Source organism: Mycolicibacter sinensis, from assembly GCF_001667375.1.
Taxonomy (GTDB): domain Bacteria; phylum Actinomycetota; class Actinomycetes; order Mycobacteriales; family Mycobacteriaceae; genus Mycobacterium; species Mycobacterium sinense_A.
Genome location: NZ_LZIN01000038.1, coordinates 67,373 through 87,578 on the forward strand (window position 1 = coordinate 67,373; position 20,206 = coordinate 87,578).

Sequence of the window (20,206 nt, forward strand, 5' to 3'; positions counted from 1 at the left end):
CCCAGTCCGGCGCGACGACCACATACCGGCGGTCGAAACGGTCCACTGCATCGACGGCGTTCAAACTCCAGCCGAGTAACGCGATATAACCCTTCTCCGGGTTGCGGTGGTTCTCGTCATTACGGGTCTCGGAAACATCCGTCAAATCCGTCAAGGCGCCCCTCCCTCTTTTCGACCCTCTTCGCGTACGATCCTCGCCCACGGTACCCGCGGCGTTCCGCCGGTGAGCGGGTCGCCGAAGGCTGATCGGTCCCTCGGTGCGGTCCAGGCGTGGGCTGATCGCTCGCCGACCGGACCGGCTGATCCCGCGCCGATCCACCTGGTCAAACCGCTCTTTCTTCGCCATTTAATGGGTTAACCGGCTCCCCGTTGTTTGGGTGCAAACCACGGCGGGTATCGCCCAAAACGACAGGCCTGCGGAAGGAGCGTCCGTGGTCGAACGACATACGTGTTCGCTCATCGGCGAAGTCGGCGTGCCGCAGAATTCCTGCGCGGACAGCAAATGCTTCCAGAGCTGGCAGGCGCACATTCGGCGCCAGGTGCTCGCCGCCGTCGCCGCTTTCGTGGCGGCTCGCCGTTCGGCTGAACTCGGCGGCACCGGCGTGCCCGTCGCCGGCGACATCTTGGTCGACTTCGTCGGGGGCGGCAAATGCCTGCGCTCGACGTTCACCTACCTGGGCTGGCTCTGTGGAGCCGGACCCAGCCGGGCCGCGCTGGCAGCCGCGTCGAGCATGGAGTTGCTGCACACCTTCGCGCTGATGCAAGACGACGTGATGGACGGCTCCGCCACCCGGCGCGGTCGGCAGACCGCGCACCGGCAGTTCGCGGAATGGCATCGCCGGCGCGGCCTGTCGGGGTCGTCGCGACGATTCGGCCAATCCGGCGCCGTGTTGCTGGCCGACCTGTGCCTGATCTGGGCCGAGCAGATGCTGCGCGAATCCGGCTTGGAGAGCGAGCAGCTCCAGCGGGCCTGGCCCCGCTACGACGCGATGCGCACCGAGCTCGCAGTGGGTCAATTCGCCGACCTTGCAAGCGATCTGAGTGACTGCCCGGAGCTGGACGTCGTCCTCGATGTCGCGCGGCGCAAGTCGGGTAACTACACGGTGCGCCGTCCGCTGGAGATCGGCGCGGCCATGGCCGGCTGCAGCGACGCCACCCTGGCCGGGTTGGGCACCTACGGCGGCGAGATCGGCGAAGCATTCCAGCTGCGAGACGACCTCTTGGGAGTGTTCGGCTCGCCCGACACCACCGGAAAGCCCAGCGGCGACGATCTGCGCGAGCGCAAGCCGACCAGTGTCGTGGTCAACGCCTACCACATGGCCGACGCGCCGACCCGACGCGAACTCGCCGAACTGATGAAGCGAGACGACGTCGACAGCCGTGCCGTCGACCGGTGGCGCGCGCTGATCGTGCGCACCGGCGCGGTGGAGGCCATCGAGAAGATGATCGCCGAGAAGCTGGTAACCGCCCGGATTGCGCTGGACGACATGGAAATCGAGGAAAACATTCGCACCGCGCTGGCCCATATGGCCACCGCCTGCACGGAGCGTTCCCGATGACGCGCACCGTAGGCGGCCGCACCGACCATGTGGTGGTGGTCGGTGCGGGCCTGTCGGGCCTATCGACGGCACTGCACCTGGCCGGGCGCGGGCGAGAAGTCACCGTGATCGAGCGGGAGCCGTGGCCGGGCGGACGCGCCGGCCGACTGGACATCGGCGGCTACCGGATCGACACCGGCCCCACGGTGTTGACCATGCCCGACCTTATCGACGAGGCGTTCGCCGCCGTCGGCGAATCTCTCACCGACCGACTGGAACTACTCGCCGTGGATCCGGCTTACGAGGCCAGATTCGCCGATGGCAGCGCGCTGAACGTCCACACCGATGCCGACCGGATGGCCAGCGCGGTCGAGGAGTTCGCCGGCCCCGGCCAGGCTGCCGGATACCTCAGGCTGCGGGACTGGCTGACCCGGCTGTATCACATCGAGATCGACCGCTTCATCGGCGCCAACTTCGACACTCCGCTGGCTCTGCTGAACCCGCCGTTGATGCGGCTGGCCGCAATCGGCGGATTCCGGGCCTGGGACACCATGGTCAAGCGGTACATCAGCGACCCCCGGTTGCGGCGGGTGTTCACCTTCCAGTCGCTCTACGCCGGCGTGGCCCCCCAACACGCGCTGGCGGCCTACGCGGTGATCGCCTATATGGACACCGTTGCCGGCGTGTTCTTTCCGCGCGGCGGCATCCGGGCGTTACCGGATGCGTTGGCTGCAGCAGGTTCTCGCGCCGGAGTGCGGTTCCGCTACGGTACGGCGGTCACCGCGCTGGAAAGCCGCGGAGACCGGATCACCGCGGTCCGCACCGACCGTGATGATGCGGTCCCCTGCGATGCGGTGGTGCTGACCAGCGAACTGCCCCAGACCTATGAACTGTTGGGCCGCACGCCCCGTCGCCTCCGAGCGCTGCGGGCCTCGCCGTCCGCGGTGGTGGTACACGTGGGCTGTCATCGGGTGCAGCCGGCGACCGCGCATCACACCATCCTGTTCGGCGAGGCGTGGCAGGAGACTTTCACCGACATCATCGGCGCGGGACAAGTGATGCGCGACCCGTCGCTGCTGGTCACCCGCCCCACCGCCAGCGATCCCGGGCTGGCCCCGGCCGGACGTGACCTGCTGTACGTACTCGCGCCCGCGCCCAACCTGTCCACCGGGACCGTCGACTGGCCGGCGGCCGGGCCGGCCTACGCAGCGGGCCTGGTCGACACCGTGCGCGATCGGCTGCAGCCGGGTCTGCGCGACAGCGCCGAAGTGCTCGAGATCGTCACACCCGCCGACTGGGCCCGCCGCGGGATGGCGGCGGGTACGCCGTTCGCGTTGGCGCACACCTTCAGCCAGACCGGACCGTTCCGCCCGGCCAACACCATCCGCGGCATCGACAACGCGGTGCTGGCCGGCTCGTCGACGGTTCCGGGCGTGGGGGTTCCGACCGCGCTGATCTCCGGGCGGCTCGCCGCCGACCGCATCACCGGAAGTGTCCGCCACCACCCCTGGCACCTCGACCGGAAAGCATCGTTGCCATGATCCACAGCGAGTTGGACGCCGCCGGCATCGACGACCCGCGGCTGCGCGCGGCGTATCGCCGCTGCCGAGAAATCAACGCCACCCACGGCCGCACCTTCTTCCTGGCGACCCGGCTACTGGCGCCGGATCAACGGCCCGCGGTTCATGCCCTCTATGGATTCGCCCGCTACGCCGACGACATCCTCGACGACCTGGACCCGGCCATCGGCGCCGAGGTTCGTGCCGAGCAACTCCAGCGACTCGCCGATCAGTTCTTCGCCGAGAACGAGCGGCACGACGATCCCGTGTTGGCCGCCGTCAGCCACACGGTGCGCCGGTATGGCATCAGCAAGGATCTGTTCGACGACTTCCTGGCCTCGATGCGGATGGACCTGACCGTCACCGACTATCCCGACCGTGACGCACTCAACCACTACATGCACGGATCAGCCGAGGCCATTGGTCTGCAACTACTGCCGATTTTGGGGGCGATCGGGCCAACCGACGAGGCCGCCCCCTACGCGGCGGCGCTCGGGCGCGCCTTCCAACTCACCAACTTTCTGCGCGATGTCGACGAAGACCTGATGCGGAACAGGATCTACCTACCCGCCGACGAACTTCGTTCCTACGGTGTCGACCGAGAGTTGCTGATGTGGTGCCACAACGCAAACCGCACCGATCCCAAGGTGCGCAGCGCCCTGACGGCCCAACACGCGATCGCCCGGCAGACCTATCGATTCGCGGCCCGCGGGATCGCGCTGCTGGCGCCGCGGTCGCGGCCTTGTGTGGCAACGGCTTTGACGCTGTACTCGGCCATCCTCGATCGTATCGAAGACAGCGGCTTCGCGGTGTTCAACGGCCGGGCGACCGTTGGCAACGCACGACGGGCGCAAGTCGCGGCCGTCGGGCTGCTGCGCGCCTGGCGGGCACGGGCCGGCACTGCCGTCGGGTCGGGACGCGCAGAGTTCGGTGCGGCATGACCGATCGATGGCAATATCTGCTGGTGTTGGGCGCCTGCCTCGCCATCACCGCACCGCTGGAAGTGTTCGGCGGCGGCGTCTACCGGCGACCGGGCCGGACGCTGCGCGCGGTGCTCCCGGTTGCCGCGGTCTTCCTGATCTGGGATGAGGTGGCCGTCGCTGCGCGCGTGTGGACCTACGATCCGGCATACATCACCGGGCTGCATATCCCGTTCGGGGTGCCGATCGAAGAAGTGCTCTTCTTCATCGTGATTCCGCTCTGCGCGCTGCTGACCTACAACGCGGTCGACGACATTCTCGCCAGGATGCGACGACGATGAGCGGTCTGGGTTACACCGCGCCGGCCGTCCTGAGCGTAATAGCCGTCTGCGCACTGGAATTGGGCTGGCTGCGCACCGGACTGTTCCGGCGCCCGGCCTACTGGCTGGCGATGCTGATCGCGCTCGGCTTCCAGGTGCCGGTCGATGGGTGGTTGACCAAACTCAGCGCTCCGATCGTCAGCTACGACGAGCGGCACACCAGCGGACTGCGCTTTCCGTTCGACATTCCCGTCGAAGACTTTCTGTTCGGCTTCGCGATGCTGACCGCGGTGCTACTGCTCTGGGAGCGTCAACGTGCGCCCCGTTGATCAGCGCAGGCAGCACATCGACCTGCCGGCGGCATTCGACGCGGGCTCGGGCAGCTACGACCGCCTGGTCGACGCGAACCCCGGCTATCACGACCACCTGCGGCTCTCCGCACGCCGTATGCGGCTGCCCGGGCGCGGCACGGGGCTGCGGCTGCTCGACGCCGGATGCGGCACTGGCGCCTCGACGGCCGCCCTGCTGTCGGTGGCCCCCGATGCCGAGATCGTGGCCGTCGACGCCTCGGCGGGCATGCTGGACGCCGCGCGCGCGAAACCGTGGCCGGAATCGGTGCGGTTCGTCCACGCCCCGGTCGAGGAGCTGAGCCAACACGGTGTAACCGGGCCCTTCGACGGCATCCTGGCCGCCTACCTGGTGCGAAACCTGGCCGACCCCGATGCCCAGCTGCGACGGTTCCGTCAACTGCTGCGACCGGGCGGCACGCTGGCGGTCCACGAGTATTCCGTGCGCGATTCACCGGCGGCGATCGCGAGGTGGCATGCGGTGTGCTGGGGCATCATCATTCCCGTCGGATGGTGGCGCAGCCGGGACACCACCCTGTACCGCTACCTGTGGCGCAGCGTGCTGGCTTTCGACGGCGCGGCGGCCTTCCGGCGGCGTCTTGACGACGCCGGGTTCACCGCGGTGCACAGCGAATCGGTGCCCGGCTGGCAGGCCGACATCGTTCACACCTTCCTGGCGGATGTGCCGCGATGACCGATCCACGCCGCCAACTACATCGGGCAACTGACGGATTGCCCAACGTCGCGGCCTTGCCGTCGCGGCCGAGGGTGGTGATCGTCGGCGCCGGAATCGCCGGGCTGGCCGCCGCGACCGGGTTGGCCGAACGCGGTGTCGCGGTCGTCGTCGCCGAACGGGAGAACTACCTCGGTGGCCGGGTCGGTGGCTGGACCGAACATCACGACCGCACCGAGGTCGCCATGAACCGCGGCTTCCATGCGTTCTTCCGCCAGTACTACAACCTGCGGGCTCTGCTGCGGCGGATCGACCCGCAGCTGCGCATGTTCACTGCTGTCGACGATTATCCGCTCGTCGACGGCGCGGGCCGGCTCGACACGTTCCGGGGCCTGCCGCAGCAGCCGCCGTGGAATGCGTTGGCGTTCGCGTTGCGCAGCCCGACGTTTCGGCTGCGCGACCTGGTCCGGTTGAATGCGCGAGCGGCCGCGCCACTGGCCGCCGTCTCGGTGCCGGAGGTCTACGAAGCACTTGACGGCATCGACGCGGACACCTTTCTGCGGGCCATCAACTTCCCCGAGGCTGCCCGGCATCTGGCCTTCGAGGTGTTCTCCCGCAGCTTCTTCGCCGACCCGGCCGAGCTGTCGGCCGCGGAGCTGGCGACGATGTTCCACATCTATTTCCTGGGCTCCAGCGAGGGGTTGATCTTCGATGTCCCCGACGCCAACTACGACGAGGCATTGTGGAACCCGCTGCGGCAGTACCTGGAATCCGCGGGGGTCGAGTTCCGGCTCGGCGTCGAGGTGCTGCACATCGAAGCCGACCCGGCGCCGTCGTTTCGGATCGTGGACACGAACGGCGAATGCCTCGATGCCGATGCGGTGGTACTCGCCACCGATGTGACAGGCCTGCAGCAGATCGTTTCGGCGTCGGCTTTGGGCGATAAGCGGTGGCGCGAGCGGATACAGGGGCTGCGTACTGCACCACCGTTCACGGTCCACCGGCTATGGCTGGATCGCCCGGTCGCAGCCGACCGGCCGGCGTTTCTGGGAACGGCCGGTCACCCGCCGCTCGACAACATCAGCGTGCTGGAGCGCTACGAACGCCAGGCTCGCACTTGGGCGCGGGAGCGGCGCGGATCTGTCGTCGAATTGCACTGCTACGCCAACGGCTCGGCCGGGTCGGCAGCGGCCGCGGTGCGTCAGCTGCACGCGGTGTATCCGGAGACCGCCCGGGCCGGCGTGCTGGTGCAACGGGAGCTGCACCGCGCCGACTGCCCGCTGTTTCCGCCCGGATCGCACGCGGACCGGCCCGGGATCAGCACCCCGCAGCCGGGCCTGGTGCTGGCCGGTGACGGGATCCGGATCGACCTGCCGGTGGCCTTGATGGAACGCGCCGCCACCACGGGCTTCAGCGCCGCAAACCACTTGCTGAGCCAGTGGCGGCTTGCCGGTCACGACCTGCACACTGTGCCCAACCGGGGTCGATCACGGCCGCTGAGGTGGCTGGCGGACCAGCGAAAGCGAAGTGGCACATGAGTCTTCACCGAGACCTACGGCGGCGATGGCCGAAGAACTGGCCGCTGCAACTTCTGCCCGCGCTGTCGTGGGCGGCGCAATCCCCCACCTACTCCGACGCCGATCCGGCCATCATCAGCGCCGCGCTGCGGCGCGCCCAACGTCGAGCGACCGGCAACTGGTACGCCTTCGCCGCCAGCCGCGACGTGCGCCCCGACCGGCCGCTGGGCACCACCGTCGCCGGGGTCGAAATCGTGGCGTGGCGCGATCCGCAGCACCGGTTGGCTGTCGGGCCGCGCAGTTGCCCGCACCTTGCCGCCGACCTGGCCACCGGGCGGGTACTCGACGGCGTCCTGATCTGCCGCTGGCACGGGCTGCCACTGGACGGCAGCAGCTGCGTACTGGGCTGGCGGCCGATGACCAGCCACGACGACGGCGTGCTGGCCTGGGTGCGCCTTGATGCCGTCGGCGGCGAAGAACCCCTGGAGCAGCCGGTGCTTCCGGCCAGACCGACGGGCGACACCTTGCACGCCGTCGCCCGGCTGGTCGGCATTTGTGAGCCCGCCGACATCATCGCCAACCGGCTCGACCCGTGGCATGGCGGGTGGTTTCACCCCTACTCATTCAGCAGGCTGGAAGTGCTGGCTACTCCGACCGAGCAGGACGATCGCTTTCTGGTAGCCGTCACCTTCCGGATGGGGCGCTTCGGTGTACCGGTCATCGCCGAGTTCACCGCGCCCGACGCCCGTACCATCGTGATGCGGATCGTGGAAGGCGAAGGGGTGGGCAGTGTCGTCGAAACCCATGCCACACCAATCGGTTCCACCGCCGACGGCCGCCCGCGCACCGCGGTGCTGGAAGCCACCATCGCGCGCTCCGAACGGCCTGGGTTTCAGCGCGCCCTCACCGCGGCTGCGGTCATCACACCGCTGATGCGGTTGGCCGCGACCAGGTTATGGCGCGACGACCTGGCTTATGCCGAACGCCGCTACCAGGTGCGGGCTAAGCAGTGATCGGGTCTCACCCTCCGGAGTGGTGCGCTTTGATCGTCAACCGCTCAAACGGATTGCGCCTGATGCCCGACGGCGCCATGATCAGGCCCTCTGACGTCAGTATCGGCTGCGGAGCTTCGCCGCCGGCCAAGACGGTTTCCACCGCGCTGCGCAGCCTGCGACCCACCTGCGCGTAGAAGTACAGCTGGAGTCGCCTGCCGAAGATCTCGAAGCCGGCCCGTACCACCGGGTTCGCTATCGGGGCGCGCCGCGAGTAGGCGCTCAACACCAGCTGCACCTCCCCGCTCTGCTCATCTTTGGTCACTTCGTAGAGCAACCGGCCCTGCTCCAGATGACCTTCGAGGGTCTGGTATGCCCATCCCCACGCCCGCTTGCCGTCGCGGTAGCCGTCGACCACCTGCGTCACCCGCACCCCCACATAAAACCGAAGTCCGGCAAACCGCGCCTCGAGCAACATGTCTCGGCCCAGCAGTTCGCTGTCGGGCCGGTACACCGCGCGGATGATGCGCGGGTCGGCGAATTCGTACTCGCGCACCAGCGTGCAAGCGATGTCCCACGGCCCGCCGGGGACCGGCGGGCCGGGCGGCTCGGCGGCGATGAACGCGCTCGGCTCGTCGATGTGCCAGTCGCCGGGATTCCCGGGCCGGGGAGCGTCCGCTTCGTCGTAGTTGATTTTCAGATGCGCCAGCTTGGCCAGTTCGGCGGCGAAGTCGACGCGCCCGGGCAATGCCTCGATCATCCGCCCACTCCGAAGCGCTGCGGACCGGCAACAGTATCGGCGGCGACCCACAAGAATTGTGGCCACAGCCCGACGAACAACGCGCGCCGTTCGGCGTTGCCCCGTTCTGCCTGGTCAACCGATTTGGCTCGGATCCATAACGCGATGCTCAATCCGACTGACCCGACCGAAGCGCCCCGCAGCGCGGTGCTCAACCACTGCCTTGCATACCCGGGTCCTTCCAGAGTCATGGCAACGCGATACCCGCTGGGGAATTGGGGTAACCCTCCGCCTACCGCTAGCGGCGGTGATCCCACGAAAGGGGCAGAAGATGCACGCTCCAGGGCACGTTTGGGCCGGCCTTGCGCGCTATGGCGTCGGCGTGCCGTTGGTCAGCTGGCGCTATGCGTGGTCGACCGTTCCGCTGCACCGCTCGACGGCGCCCGGCGATGCCGGCGATGCGCCGCCCGCGGCGCCGCGCGAACACCTCGCTGACCCCAGCAGCCAATTGCTGGCCAGCGGTACCGGACCGCTGTATCACCGCGTGTTCGGCGTCGATATCGATGACGGGCGACTGCGCGCCGATCAGCTTGTCGGCGTGCTGGGCGCCGACCTCAACAGCGCTGTGCCCAGCGAGGCGGCCGAAGTCGAACTTCCGGCTCACCAACACCGCCAGTTGCACCCCGGGGACCGCATGACGTTCCGAATTCCGGGTCCCTGGAACGGCCCGGTGCGCGTCATTCACCGCGATATCAACTCTTTTCGGCTGGGTACCCTCGCCGGCCACATGGAAGCAGGGCAGATCGAGTTCCGCGCTCACGACCGAAACGCCGGGCTGCGGTTCGAGATCGAGGTGTGGGCACGGTCGGCTAACCGGGTGGTGGATCTGCTCTACCGGCACCTGTGGGTCGGCAGCGAGATCCAAGTGAACATGTGGATTCGGTTCTGCCTATCCGCTGCCCGTCTCACCGGCGGAAAGCCGCGAGACGGTGTCACGATCACGACCCGGGTCGTCGGTGAGCCGCGCGCCCTGGCCAGCTGTCTGCAAGCCGAACGGGCGGTCGAGCGGCGGCACCGGTGATCACGATCCGTCGGGCCATGTGTCGCCTCCCCCGCGTCGCGTCACACGAGCGCGCCCAGCAACCCCTCGCAGTCGGCGACGGTCACAGTGACGCCGGGATGGCGCAGCAGGCCGGTCGGCTCGATCGCGCGAATCGGGGTGTGCAGCCTGATGCACACCCCCTGCTCGGCATTCGTCGCGAAGGTGATGCCCCGATCGGCAAGTGACAAGTGTGCCGGCCCCGCGGTTTTGAGAAAACGATACGGGCCGGTGATCTGAGCGTCGGCGATGTTGTCCCGCTCGACGTTCGCTCGCCACGGCCCGAATCGGATTGCCACGCCGCCGCTGCTCACTCGTACCTCGCATGTCGACGGGCTGACGCCGAAGAGCAACCCGGCGATCAGGTAGGGCCGGGTGAAGTGGAAGTCGAACGCTGGCAAATGCGTCACCCTGATCCGACGCTCAGGAGCGTTGCACGTCGCCGCGCCATGCTCCGGTTTCCACCGGCCGGCTTTCGATGAATTCTTTGAACCGCTCCATATCCCCGTGAACCCGACGGTCCAGAATGCCGAGTTTGTCGGCGACGTTTTCGACGAACCCCTCCGGGTCGATGTCCATCTGCGCCGTCACGCGGGTGACGTCATCGCTGATTCGGTGAAACGTGACGACGCCGGCGTGGTCGGGTCCGTCGTCCGAGTGCCACGCCACCCGCTCCTCGGGGTGCTGTTCGGTCACGGTCGCCCGGAATTCGCGGCTCGCGGGGCCGACGCTGATCCGCCACTTCAGGTGGGTGTCATCGAGCTGGTCGACCCGCTCCACGCCCTCCATGAATTGCGGAAACGATTCGAACTGGGTCCATTGGTTGTAGACGGTGCGGATGGGGCGATTCACGTCCACCCTGGCGGTGATGTTGCTGGTCATGCTCTGTCCTCTCGATCGAAGTCCTGCCATTCGGTGCTGCCAGACCGGCTACCCGCACCGGGCCAGCAGTCAAACCTGCTGCCCAGCAGTGCTTTACGCGAGACATAAATGTTGACGGTCAGGCACCGTCCCAGCGGAGCACCGAGATTCGTGGCGATGACCGAGGCGATGGCGACCTACGAGGATGAGCTGGCGGTCCAAACGCGCAGCATCAAGCGGTAGTCGTCACTCAGCGGCTAGCTGAACTGTGTGCAGTGCCGCGAGATCCGGCGTCCCGCAACCGTGCATGCAGATGCGCAGTTCCTCGATGAATCGGTGCAGCCAGGCCGACACCGAATCCGCCGATTCGATCGCGGCGGCCAGCAGCGGTCGCGCGATCGCGACGACGTCGGCGCCCAGGGCGAGCGCCTTGGCCGCGTCCATGCCGGTGCGAATGCCGCCGGATGCGACCAACGGGATCTCCGGCAGGGCAGCCCGGACTTCGCAGATCGCCCGGGCGGTCGGGATGCCCCACTCGGCCAGATCCGGGTAGCGCAGGTGACCGTAACGGACATACTGCTCGACGCGCGCCCATGAGGTGCCCCCGGCACCCGCGACATCGATCGCCGCCACCGGTGGCTCCGGGCAGCACCTGAGCAGTTCGCCCACTGCTGCAGCGCCGATCCCGTGGCCGACCTCCTTCAACAGCAGGGGGTACCCGATTGCAGCGGCGAACTCGCCCAGCCTGCCCAGCGAACCCGAGAAGTCGGTGTCGCCGTTGCGCTGCAGTGCCTCCTGTAATGGATTGGTATGCACCGCAAGGGCGTCCGCCCCGACCCGGTCAAGCGCTGCGGCAATGGCCGGAGCCGCGGCCTGCGACAACTGCGCCAACCCGATATTGCCGATAAGCAAGACATCGGGCGCCACATCGCGAACCGCGAAGCTGGCCGCCGCCTGTTCGGTCATGTCCGGCTCCAGCATGATTCGCTGCGAACCGAGCATCATCCCGATGCCCAGCTCCTGGGCGGCGGCGGCCAGGTTCCGGTTGATGGTTCCGGCCAGCGCGGGACCGCCGGTCATGGCGCCGATCAACACCGGAGCTCGCAGCCGAACCCCGAGGAAGTCGGTGGCCATGTCGATGCCGGTGAGGCTGGTCTGCGTCAGCGCGTTGTACGGCATCCGGTAGCGCTCCAGGCCCGTCGACACCCGTTCGAACTCAACGCGTTCGGTCAGGCACACATCGATGTGTCGCCGCTTGCGGGAGGCGACCAACTCGGGCTCCGCACTCATGGCGCTACCGCTGACGGCGATTGAGCACCGAGATGTGCCCGGACAACACGGTGGCGAAGGCGCACCACAGCGGGTACAGCACCAGTGGTATTGCCCGCGCCTTATCGACGCTGACCGCTCGACGGGCAAGGTCGGCGCTGCTGGCCGTGAGGATCGCACTCAGCAGCGTGGCGGCGCCGAAGCGCCGGCGGTTGAAGAACAACCACGACCAACCGGCGTTGAGCGCCAGGTTGCCAGCGAGCGCGGCCTGATAGGCCCGTTGCTCACCGTCCTGCCCGGCGTCGCGCAACCGGTCGATCGCCGACGCCGAAACAATGGCGATGTCGGCGTAGAGGGCCGGCCACACCACCGGAAACACCTGCCGGGGCGGTTGATAGGCGGGCTTGCGCAGGTGGTCATACCACGTTGATCGGACCGCCGGGGTGGTCGCGGCGGCGCCGAGCGCGGAGGTCAGCAGGACGGCAGCCGCGGTGCCGAGCAGGGTGGGGATGCGCATACCGGCCCTTTCACCAGTTGTGGGTACCGCTGGCGTATACCCCGTGGGTGACGATCGGATGCCTGGCCCTTCCGGGTTCGCACGCCGCGCTCGATGCGGATCAACCGCCACTCTAACGCGACCCGCGATCTTTTTCATTTTCTAGAATATTAATTCGGCGAACGTCGATTGCCGTCTGATCCGCTCTCTGACTTCGGCCCGACGAACTGATACCGGCGCAGCGCTTCCCGGCGTTCGGCATCGTGGTCGACGATGGGGTCCGGGTAACCGGGCGGACGATCCCCGCACTTGAGATGGACGTCGTCGACGTCGGCCAATTCCGGAATCCACCGTCGGACATAGGCGCCGTCGGGATCGAACTTGTCGCCCTGGGTGGTGGGGTTGAACACCCGGAAATACGGTGAGGCGTCGGTGCCCGAACCCGCACACCACTGCCACCCATGCTGGTTGCTGGCCATGTCTCCGTCGACCAGTTGCTCCAAGAACCAGCGCGCGCCCCACTGCCAGGGCAGGTGCAGGTCTTTCACCAGAAACGACGCGGTGAGCATCCGGACCCGGTTGTGCATGAAACCGGTCTGGTTGAGCTCACGCATCCCGGCATCGACGATCGGAAATCCCGTTTCGCCGGCCTTCCACAGTTCGAAAAGCCGTTGCGCCTCGGCGCCGGTGTCGGTCTCGATGGCGTCGAAATTTCGGTTCCAATTCCACCAGGCGCTGCGCGGCCAGTGATACAGCACCGCCGCGTAGAAATCCCGGAACCCCAACTCGCGCAGATAGGCCTGGGCGCCGGCGCGGCGCAGATCCAAGTCGACCAGCATCGTGCGCGGGTGAATGGTGCCGAACTTCAGGTGCGCCGACATCCGGCTGCTCTGGCGGTCCGGGCGGTTACGGTCCTCGCTGTAGCGCTCCAGCCCGGTCTCGACGAAGTTCTTCCAGTGGCGTGTCGCCGCTGCCTCGCCGGCCGCGAGGGTCATCTCCACCCCGCCGTCGGGAATGTCCACCGGTTCGGCCGACCGTGTCGGCAGGTCCTGCGGGTCCAGCCAGCGCGCCGAGGCCCGGTCAGACCGGGCCGGGGTCCGCCACCCGTGCTCGCGCCAGCGCCGGAAGAACGGTGTGTACACCTTGAAGGGGTTTCCGTCGTCTTTGAGCACACGTCCTGGGGAGACCAGGTAGGGCGATCCGGATGCGACCAGCGGCACCTGCCCCAGCGCCGCCCGGACCCGCTCGTCGCGGCGCCGGCCGAACGGCGCGAAATCTTCGGAAATATGCACCGACGACGCGCCGATCTCGTTGGCTATCGACGGGATTCGCTGCTCGGGCGGTCCCCGGGTCACCAGCAGCCGGCCATCGAGCTCGTCGCGCAGCTGCCGCAGCGAGTCACCCAGGAATTGCATCCGGCGCGGGCCCGACGATGCTTCCAGCCGCGGATCGAGAACGAAGCAGGCCAGCACGTCGTTGCTGTCCGAGGCGGCGGACAGCAATGCCGGCAGGTCATGCAGCCGCAGGTCGCGGCGAAACCACAGCAGGGCGGTCATTGGTCAAGTCTGCCCGCCGGGGCGGCGCCAAGCAGCGCGATGGGGTTCCGGCCGGACCGCCTAGTTGCGCGCCGCTTTCTTGCGTTCGATGTCGGCCAGCGCGGCGGCCAACTCGGCCCGTTCGGCGGCCGAGGTCTCCCAGGCCAGCTTGCGGTTCTTGACCACCTTGGCCGGCGCGCCCACCGCGATCGAGTAGTCCGGGATGACGCCCTTGACCACCGCGTGGGCGCCCAGTACGCAGCCGCGGCCGATGCTGGTCTCGCGCAGGATGGTGACCTTGGCCGCCACCCAGGTGTCCGGACCGATCCGCACCGGGCTCTTGACGATGCCCTGGTCCTTGATGGGCACGTTGATGTCGTCCATCCGGTGGTCGAAGTCGCAGACGTAGCACCAGTCGGCCATCAGCACCGAGTCACCGAGCTCGATGTCCAGGTAGGTGTTGATGACGTTGTCGCGGCCCAGCACCACTTTGTCGCCGAAGCGCAGCGACCCCTCGTGCGCCCGAATGGTGTTCTTGTCGCCGATGTGCACCCAGCGGCCGATCTCCATGTATGACATCTCCGGGGTGGCCTGGATCTCCACGCCCTTGCCCAGGAAAACCATGCCGCGGGTGATGATGTGCGGGTTGGCCAGCTTGAACTTCAGCAGCCGCCAGTAACGCACCAGGTACCAGGGCGTGTAGGCGCGATTGGCCAACACCCAGCGCAGCGAGGCAAGGGTGAGGAAGCGGGCCTGTCGCGGATCCCGCAGGCGCGAACCGCGCCAGCGTTTGTGGATCGGAGCACCCCACATGGTCGTCATGGCCGGAAAGCCTACGCGAGCGGGTTGGGCTCACGCGCTACCCTCACCTGGACTTGTTGACTGGGGATTGGGGATTGCCACTGTGTTGCCGCGACGTGGTGTCCTGGCAGCCATCGCGACGACGGCGGCGACAGCGGCGGCCGTGACGCTGGGCGGCTGCGCCAACACCGATTCGTGGGTGGAGGCCGCGCCCGCGCCGGGCTGGCCCGCCCAGTACGCCGACGCCGCCAACAGCAGCAACACCACCACTACCGGGGCTACCGACCTGCAATTGGACTGGACCCGCTCGGTCAAGGGCGAGCTGGGAGCCGGCCCCGCGCTGGGCGTGCACGGCTGGCTGGTGCTCAACGGGCAGACCGAGGCCGGCTGTTCGCTGATGCAGTGGGAGAACGCCGAGCACGGCAGGCAGCGCTGGTGTACCCGGCTGCATCAGGGCGGCGGGTTCTTCGGCCCGCTCATCGACGGCTTCGACAACGTCTACGTCGGCCAGCCGGGTGCGATGCTGTCGTTTCCGCCCACCCAGTGGATCCGCTGGCGGGCACCGGTGATCGGGATGCCCTCGACGCCGCGGATCCTGGGCGACGGCCTACTGCTGGTGGTGACCCACCTGGGGCAGACACTGGTGTTCGACGCGCACCGCGGCACCGTCGTCGGCACCCCGCTGGACCTGGTGGACGGCGTCGACCCGACCGATTTCCGCCGTGGATTGTCCGACTGCGCCGCCGCCGGGCCGGACTGCCCGGTCGCGGCCGCCCCCGCCTTCTCACCCGCGAGCAACACCGTGGTGGTGAGCCTGTGGCAGCCCGGCGCCACCGAGTCCGGACTGGTCGGCATCAAGTACCACCCGGGCGGCACTCCCCTGCTCACCCAGGAGTGGACCAGCGACGCCGTCGCCGCCGGGGTGCTGGCCAGCCCGGTGCTGTCCGCCGACGGCGCGACCGTCTACGTTAACGGGCGCGACCAACGGCTCTGGGCGATCAACGCCGCCGACGGGAAGGCGAAATGGTCGGTGCCGCTGAAGTTCCTGGCCCAGACCCCGCCGGCGGTGACGCCCGGTGGGCTGATCGTCTCCGGCGGCGGGCCGGACACCGACCTGGTCGCGTTCGCCGACCGCGGCGAGTACGCCGAGCAGGTGTGGCGCCGCGACGACACCACTCCGCTGTCGTCGTCGAGCCTGGCCGGAAAGGTCGGCTACACCGTCGTCGCCGGTACCAGTGTCGGCCCGGCCGGATTGTCGCTGCTGGTGTTCGACCCCAACGACGGCCATACCGTCAACAGCTATCCGCTGCCCGAATCGCGCGGGTTTCCGCTCGGGGTGTCGGTTGGCCACGACCGTCGGGTGGTGGCCGCCACCAGCGCCGGGCAGGTTTTCAGCTTCGCCCCCGCCTGAGGTCGCTCCCGGCCGCCTAGACGGCCAGCGGCGGCAGCGCGGTGCGCGGCACCTTCACCGAGGTGGCACCGGCGCTCATCGGCAGCAACTCGCCGGGCGCGAAGTAGAAGATCACGTCCTCGTTGGTGATGGCGAAGTTCTGGTAGTGCGACGGGTCCATTCCCGAGCCCGGCGAGATCAGGATCGCCGGCACGCCGGTCTGGCGCTCGAGGTCGCGCTGCACGACCGGAAAGATCGCTTCCAGCGGCTTGCTGTTCGGCGCGAACAGCGTCTCGAAGGTGATCGGCTTGCGGGCGGCCAAGTCGTAGTTGAAGGACTGGTACCAGGTGGAGGGCTGCGGGCCGCCGAGGTCCTGGAAGATCTTGAGCACGACGCTCTGAGTTCCCTTGGGCGGCTGACCCGACCGGTGCTGCTCCGAGGTGGCGTCCATTTCATAGGGCAGGTCGCGCGACCCGGGCGACTTGGCGACGGTCAGGAATCCGTCGCGGTTCTGGACCAGGTAGTCGGTCAGGGTCTGCTGATCGGGGTAGTCAACCGGGAACTTCATGTCCAGGGTGTAGCTGGAGTTCGAGGAGTGCACGTGACACAGCCCGCCGGCCTCGACGTTTCCGCCCAGTTCGGCACACGGCGAGGCCGCCATCGCCGAGGGGGGGCCGACTAGGCCCAACCACCCGCTTACTGCCCCGCCCGCCAACAGGGCGGCCACCACGATGCGCATTGTCGGTTCGTCTCGCTTTGTCTCGACTTGCCGCAGCAAGCAGGAATGGCCCCGAAGCCGATAGCCTACCGGGCCGCTCACCGGGATGGACGGCAGATAAACGCAATTGTCCGAGCCATTGTCCCGCTCCCGATGCGGGTGATAACCACCGACAGCGGCACCTGCCCACGCAGCCGCAGCCGCCGGCGCAAGCCATCAGGGTCGGCCTGTACCTCGCGCACGCCGCGCACCAGGATCTCCAGGGCGCCGCAGCCGAGCGCCGCCAGCGCCTGACGCAGGCGCTTCTCGCTATAGGCCAACGTCTCGAGTATCTCGAATCCCCTTACCCCACAGGGTAATTCATCTCCAGACAGGTAAGCGATGTTGGGATCGAGCTGCCAGAGCCGGTGCCGGGCACCGTATTGGCGTACCAGGCCGGCACGCACCACCGCGCCGTCCGGATCGATGATCCACCGCCCCGCCGGGCGTATGTCGCAGTCGTCGGGTTCGGCGTCGGTGATCTCTTCGTTGCGGTCGAGGATCACCGCGCGGCGGCGCACACCGGGCCCGGACAGTCCGGGCGACCACAGGCAGGCCTCGCGTACCGAGGCCCGCCAGGAGGTGACTTCGATCTCGCCCTGGAAGCCGAGCATCTCGACCTTCTCGAAATCGATTCCCGGAGCGGTCTTTACGACGAGATCGCGTCCGGTGTAGACATCCAGCAGCCGGTCCAGGGCGGGTTCGTAATCGGCCGGATCGAAGCGGCGCCGTCCACCACCGCGACGGCCCGGGTCGGCCAGCACCACGGTGTCGCGGCTGACCGGGGTCAACGCGTCGGCTTGAACAAGACAGACCCTGGCCGCCCCGCCCAGGTTGTGGCGCGCCATGGCCAGCCGAACCGGGTCGAGGTCGCTGCCCAGCACAGCGGCGGTGACCTCGGACAGCGCTGCCAATTCGGTACCGACCGAGCAGGTCACGTCGTGCACGACGGCATGTGGCGCTGCCGCTGTGATGCGCTGCGCGCGGTGTCGGGCCACCGGTGCGGCGCTGGCCTGCTGCAGCGCCTCGTCGGTGAACAGCCACTGCGAGGTGTCCGGCAGCTCGGCCAGCTTGGCCGCCGCCCGGCGCCGCAGCAGGATGGTCTCGGCCAGGGCCGGCGTCCGGTCACCGAAGCGACCCCGCAGGGTGGCGATGTCGGCGACGCGGCTGGCATCGGTGAGGGCCAGGTCCGCTGCCTCGGCCAGGGCGGCGGTACCGGCCGCCGACCGCAGGTAGCCGATGTCGGCCAGCGAGAAGCGGTAGCTCAGGAGGGCTTGACCCCGGTGACCATCACGTTGTAGTACCAGCCCTTGGGCACCACCCGGCTCAACACGTTGGCGTCCACCCAGCTCAGGGCGGTCCAGCTGCGGAAGGCGAATCGCGCCCAGCCCCACCCGAGCTTGCCCGGCGGGACGGTCGACTCGAAGGTCCGGACCGGCCAGCCCAGCATGGCGGCGGTGAACTCCTCGCTGGCGGTGCGCACCTCGACAGCCCCGGCGTTGGTCGCCATCCGCTCGAGGTCGCGCGGCTCGAAGGTGTGCAGGTCCACGATCCATTCGAGCGCAGCGGCACGGGAGTTTTCGTCGAGCTCTTCCTGCGGCCGGCGCCAGGAGCCCATCCCGGGCAGCTTCATCGCGGCGACCGTCGTCTTCCAGGTCAGGTCGGCCAGCCGGCGCGCGTAGAAGTTGCCGACCGTGGTGGGCTCGCCGGCAAAGATGAACCGGCCGCCGGGCTTGAGCACCCGGACCACCTCACGCAGCGACAGCTCCACGTCGGGGATGTGGTGCAGCACCGCGTGGCCGACCACCAAGTCGAAGGTGTTGTCCTCGTACGGGATGCCCTCGGCGTCGGCGACCCGGCCGTCGACGTCTAGGCCGAGGGCCTTGCCGTTGCGGGTGGCGACCTTGACCATGCCCGGCGACAGGTCGGTCACCGACCCGCGCCGCGCCACCCCGGACTGCATCAGGTTCAGCAGGAAGAACCCGGTGCCGCAGCCCAGCTCCAGAGCCCGGTCATAGGGAAGCTTGTCCCGGTCGGCCGCCGGCACGATCACATCGAAGCGGCCCCGGGCATAGTCGATGCAGCGCTCGTCATAGGAGATCGACCACTTCTCGTCGTACTGCTCGGCCTCCCAGTCGTGATAGAGCACCTGAGCGAGCTTGCTGTCGTGGCGGGCGGCCTCCACCTGCTCGGCGGTGGCGTGCGGGTTCGGCGTCGGGTCCGTACTCGTCATAGCGAGTCAGCCTAACGGCTGGGCCGACCTCGGGTCAGATCGCTCCCAGCAAGCCGTCGGCCAGCGAGTCCGCGGCCCCGCCGGCGCCACCCCCAAATGCGCCGGTGATGGTGTCCATCACCGCCTGCGGGAAGGCCTCGTACGCGGCGAGCACGTCGTTGAAGCCGGTCTGCAACGCCGTGCTGATGTCGGCAGAGTCACCACCCTGGATGGCCTCCCAGAGGTGCCACAACGCGATCTGCGGCGCGGTGATCAGATCGCGGTAGTCGACGAGCAATCCGGTGATCAGATCCGGCGTCGCCGGCACGGCGATGCCGTCCCAGCTGACCAGCGTCCAGCCGTCGGTGGGGTTGCCCGCCAGGATGGCCTCGCCCGCGTTGGGAGGCGGACCGCCGTTTTCCAGCACCGTCTGCAGAATCGGCCAGATATCGGGGTTCTTGACGTTCATCAGAATCCAGATGGCGATGTCCCCGCCACTGGAAGACGCCACCGCGGTCGTCGGGCCGTCAGCGGCGATGGTGTTGTCGTACATCGTCTGGACGGCTTGGTTGACCTGGTCCTCGAAGACCACCCCGTTGTAGTTGGTGCCGGGCTCCGAGACCAAGAGGTTGCCGAGAATCCATGAGGCCATCGGCAGGAAGAAGTTGGCTTCGGTGATCAGGTCGCGGGGGTGTCCTTCGAAGAGACCGGCGGGGATCTCGTTGAGATCCGGCAGCACCGTCACGTCCGGCATCCCGGGCAGCGCGGCCAGCGCGGCCATGGTCTCTTGTGTCCGGACCAGCTCCGAGGCGTAGATGCCGGCGATACCGCCCGGAAACTCCTGCTGAATGTCCTGGGCGACCTGCGCGGCCTGTTGTTCTCCCAAGTCGGTGAGGTGGGCGCCGGGCGGCATGGTGCCGAGAATGCCATTGAGGTCGTCGGTCGATTGCCCGTGCCGCACGAGATCGAGCGTGATGTCCTCGGCGGTGAGCCGAATGTCGAAGGCGACCGCGCCGGCGGGTGGCGGCGCCGTCACCGGTGTGCCGGCCACAAAGCCGGCGCTGACCAGCGTGACCCCGGTGATCACCCACGAATGGTTGACAAGTCGCTGCATGTCCGTTTCCTCCCCTGGCAGGACACCGTGTGACTCGTCTCACGATACATATTCCACAGCGAGCCGG

General features: G+C 68.1%; 21 protein-coding genes. 10 read left to right on the forward strand and 11 right to left on the reverse strand.

Annotated elements, in window-relative coordinates; genetic code table 11:
* Positions 1-458 precede the first annotated feature (458 nt).
* Genes A5771_RS07975 through A5771_RS08010 form a run of 8 tightly spaced genes read left to right on the forward strand, consistent with a single transcriptional unit; the run spans position 459 to position 7,887 of the window.
* The gene (locus A5771_RS07975; RefSeq protein WP_234783000.1) at positions 459-1,559 is read left to right on the forward strand and encodes a polyprenyl synthetase family protein; all 1,101 of its coding nucleotides are present in this window, start codon (positions 459-461) and stop codon (positions 1,557-1,559) included.
* Positions 1,556-3,079, forward strand: coding sequence for a phytoene desaturase family protein (crtI, locus tag A5771_RS07980; RefSeq protein WP_064854673.1), 1,524 nt, complete (start codon positions 1,556-1,558; stop codon positions 3,077-3,079). Before A5771_RS07975 ends, crtI begins: the two co-directional genes overlap by 4 nt.
* Complete coding sequence (locus A5771_RS07985) at positions 3,076-4,038, forward strand: phytoene/squalene synthase family protein (protein ID WP_064854674.1); 963 nt, start codon at positions 3,076-3,078, stop codon at positions 4,036-4,038. The genes crtI and A5771_RS07985 overlap by 4 nt, the downstream gene beginning before the upstream one ends.
* Complete coding sequence (locus A5771_RS07990; RefSeq protein WP_064854675.1) at positions 4,035-4,358, forward strand: lycopene cyclase domain-containing protein; 324 nt, start codon at positions 4,035-4,037, stop codon at positions 4,356-4,358. Before A5771_RS07985 ends, A5771_RS07990 begins: the two co-directional genes overlap by 4 nt.
* The gene (locus A5771_RS07995; RefSeq protein ID WP_064854676.1) at positions 4,355-4,666 is read left to right on the forward strand and encodes a lycopene cyclase domain-containing protein; all 312 of its coding nucleotides are present in this window, start codon (positions 4,355-4,357) and stop codon (positions 4,664-4,666) included. Before A5771_RS07990 ends, A5771_RS07995 begins: the two co-directional genes overlap by 4 nt.
* The gene (locus A5771_RS08000; RefSeq protein WP_064854677.1) at positions 4,653-5,378 is read left to right on the forward strand and encodes a class I SAM-dependent methyltransferase; all 726 of its coding nucleotides are present in this window, start codon (positions 4,653-4,655) and stop codon (positions 5,376-5,378) included. Before A5771_RS07995 ends, A5771_RS08000 begins: the two co-directional genes overlap by 14 nt.
* Positions 5,375-6,895: an FAD-dependent oxidoreductase gene (locus A5771_RS08005; RefSeq protein ID WP_064854678.1), complete on the forward strand. Its 1,521-nt coding sequence runs from the start codon at positions 5,375-5,377 to the stop codon at positions 6,893-6,895. The genes A5771_RS08000 and A5771_RS08005 overlap by 4 nt, the downstream gene beginning before the upstream one ends.
* Positions 6,892-7,887, forward strand: coding sequence for a DUF5914 domain-containing protein (locus tag A5771_RS08010; RefSeq protein ID WP_064854679.1), 996 nt, complete (start codon positions 6,892-6,894; stop codon positions 7,885-7,887). Before A5771_RS08005 ends, A5771_RS08010 begins: the two co-directional genes overlap by 4 nt.
* Before the next feature lie 7 nt (positions 7,888-7,894).
* Here the strand turns inward: A5771_RS08010 and A5771_RS08015 are convergent, their stop codons facing one another.
* The gene (locus A5771_RS08015) at positions 7,895-8,626 is read right to left on the reverse strand and encodes a DUF1990 family protein (protein WP_064854680.1); all 732 of its coding nucleotides are present in this window, start codon (positions 8,624-8,626) and stop codon (positions 7,895-7,897) included.
* A gap of 310 nt (positions 8,627-8,936) precedes the next feature.
* On the opposite strand from A5771_RS08015, the gene A5771_RS08020 reads away from it, so the two are divergent.
* Positions 8,937-9,686: a DUF1990 family protein gene (locus tag A5771_RS08020; protein ID WP_064854681.1), complete on the forward strand. Its 750-nt coding sequence runs from the start codon at positions 8,937-8,939 to the stop codon at positions 9,684-9,686.
* 41 nt (positions 9,687-9,727) lie between these two features.
* Here A5771_RS08020 and A5771_RS08025 read toward each other — a convergent pair whose 3' ends face one another.
* From A5771_RS08025 to A5771_RS08050, 6 genes are all read right to left on the reverse strand, one after another.
* Positions 9,728-10,114: a hypothetical protein gene (locus A5771_RS08025; protein ID WP_082947118.1), complete on the reverse strand. Its 387-nt coding sequence runs from the start codon at positions 10,112-10,114 to the stop codon at positions 9,728-9,730.
* Between the two features lie 13 nt (positions 10,115-10,127).
* Positions 10,128-10,586: an SRPBCC family protein gene (locus A5771_RS08030; RefSeq protein WP_064854682.1), complete on the reverse strand. Its 459-nt coding sequence runs from the start codon at positions 10,584-10,586 to the stop codon at positions 10,128-10,130.
* 225 nt (positions 10,587-10,811) lie between these two features.
* On the reverse strand, positions 10,812-11,855 hold the full coding sequence (gene fni / locus A5771_RS08035; RefSeq protein WP_064854683.1) for a type 2 isopentenyl-diphosphate Delta-isomerase: 1,044 nt from the start codon (positions 11,853-11,855) through the stop codon (positions 10,812-10,814).
* A gap of 4 nt (positions 11,856-11,859) precedes the next feature.
* Positions 11,860-12,351 (reverse strand): TspO/MBR family protein, encoded by a 492-nt coding sequence (locus A5771_RS08040; protein WP_064854684.1) that lies wholly within the window; start codon positions 12,349-12,351, stop codon positions 11,860-11,862.
* Positions 12,352-12,500: 149 nt separating this feature from the next.
* The gene (locus A5771_RS08045; RefSeq protein ID WP_064854685.1) at positions 12,501-13,886 is read right to left on the reverse strand and encodes a cryptochrome/photolyase family protein; all 1,386 of its coding nucleotides are present in this window, start codon (positions 13,884-13,886) and stop codon (positions 12,501-12,503) included.
* Between the two features lie 60 nt (positions 13,887-13,946).
* The gene (locus A5771_RS08050) at positions 13,947-14,687 is read right to left on the reverse strand and encodes an acyltransferase (protein ID WP_064854686.1); all 741 of its coding nucleotides are present in this window, start codon (positions 14,685-14,687) and stop codon (positions 13,947-13,949) included.
* Between the two features lie 103 nt (positions 14,688-14,790).
* On the opposite strand from A5771_RS08050, the gene A5771_RS08055 reads away from it, so the two are divergent.
* Positions 14,791-16,077, forward strand: coding sequence for a PQQ-binding-like beta-propeller repeat protein (locus A5771_RS08055; protein ID WP_109401068.1), 1,287 nt, complete (start codon positions 14,791-14,793; stop codon positions 16,075-16,077).
* 16 nt (positions 16,078-16,093) lie between these two features.
* Here the strand turns inward: A5771_RS08055 and A5771_RS08060 are convergent, their stop codons facing one another.
* The 4 genes from A5771_RS08060 to A5771_RS08075 form a co-directional block, all read right to left on the reverse strand.
* Positions 16,094-16,795: an esterase gene (locus tag A5771_RS08060; protein ID WP_064854687.1), complete on the reverse strand. Its 702-nt coding sequence runs from the start codon at positions 16,793-16,795 to the stop codon at positions 16,094-16,096.
* A 77-nt stretch (positions 16,796-16,872) separates the two neighbouring features.
* Positions 16,873-18,081 (reverse strand): THUMP-like domain-containing protein, encoded by a 1,209-nt coding sequence (locus tag A5771_RS08065; protein ID WP_207545410.1) that lies wholly within the window; start codon positions 18,079-18,081, stop codon positions 16,873-16,875.
* Positions 18,078-19,046, reverse strand: coding sequence for a class I SAM-dependent methyltransferase (locus A5771_RS08070; RefSeq protein WP_064854688.1), 969 nt, complete (start codon positions 19,044-19,046; stop codon positions 18,078-18,080). The genes A5771_RS08065 and A5771_RS08070 overlap by 4 nt, the downstream gene beginning before the upstream one ends.
* Positions 19,047-19,080: 34 nt before the next feature.
* Positions 19,081-20,139 carry a histidine phosphatase family protein gene (locus A5771_RS08075; RefSeq protein ID WP_064854689.1) on the reverse strand — a complete coding sequence of 353 codons (1,059 nt, stop codon included), beginning with the start codon at positions 20,137-20,139 and terminating at the stop codon, positions 19,081-19,083.
* Between the last annotated feature and the right edge of the window lie 67 nt (positions 20,140-20,206).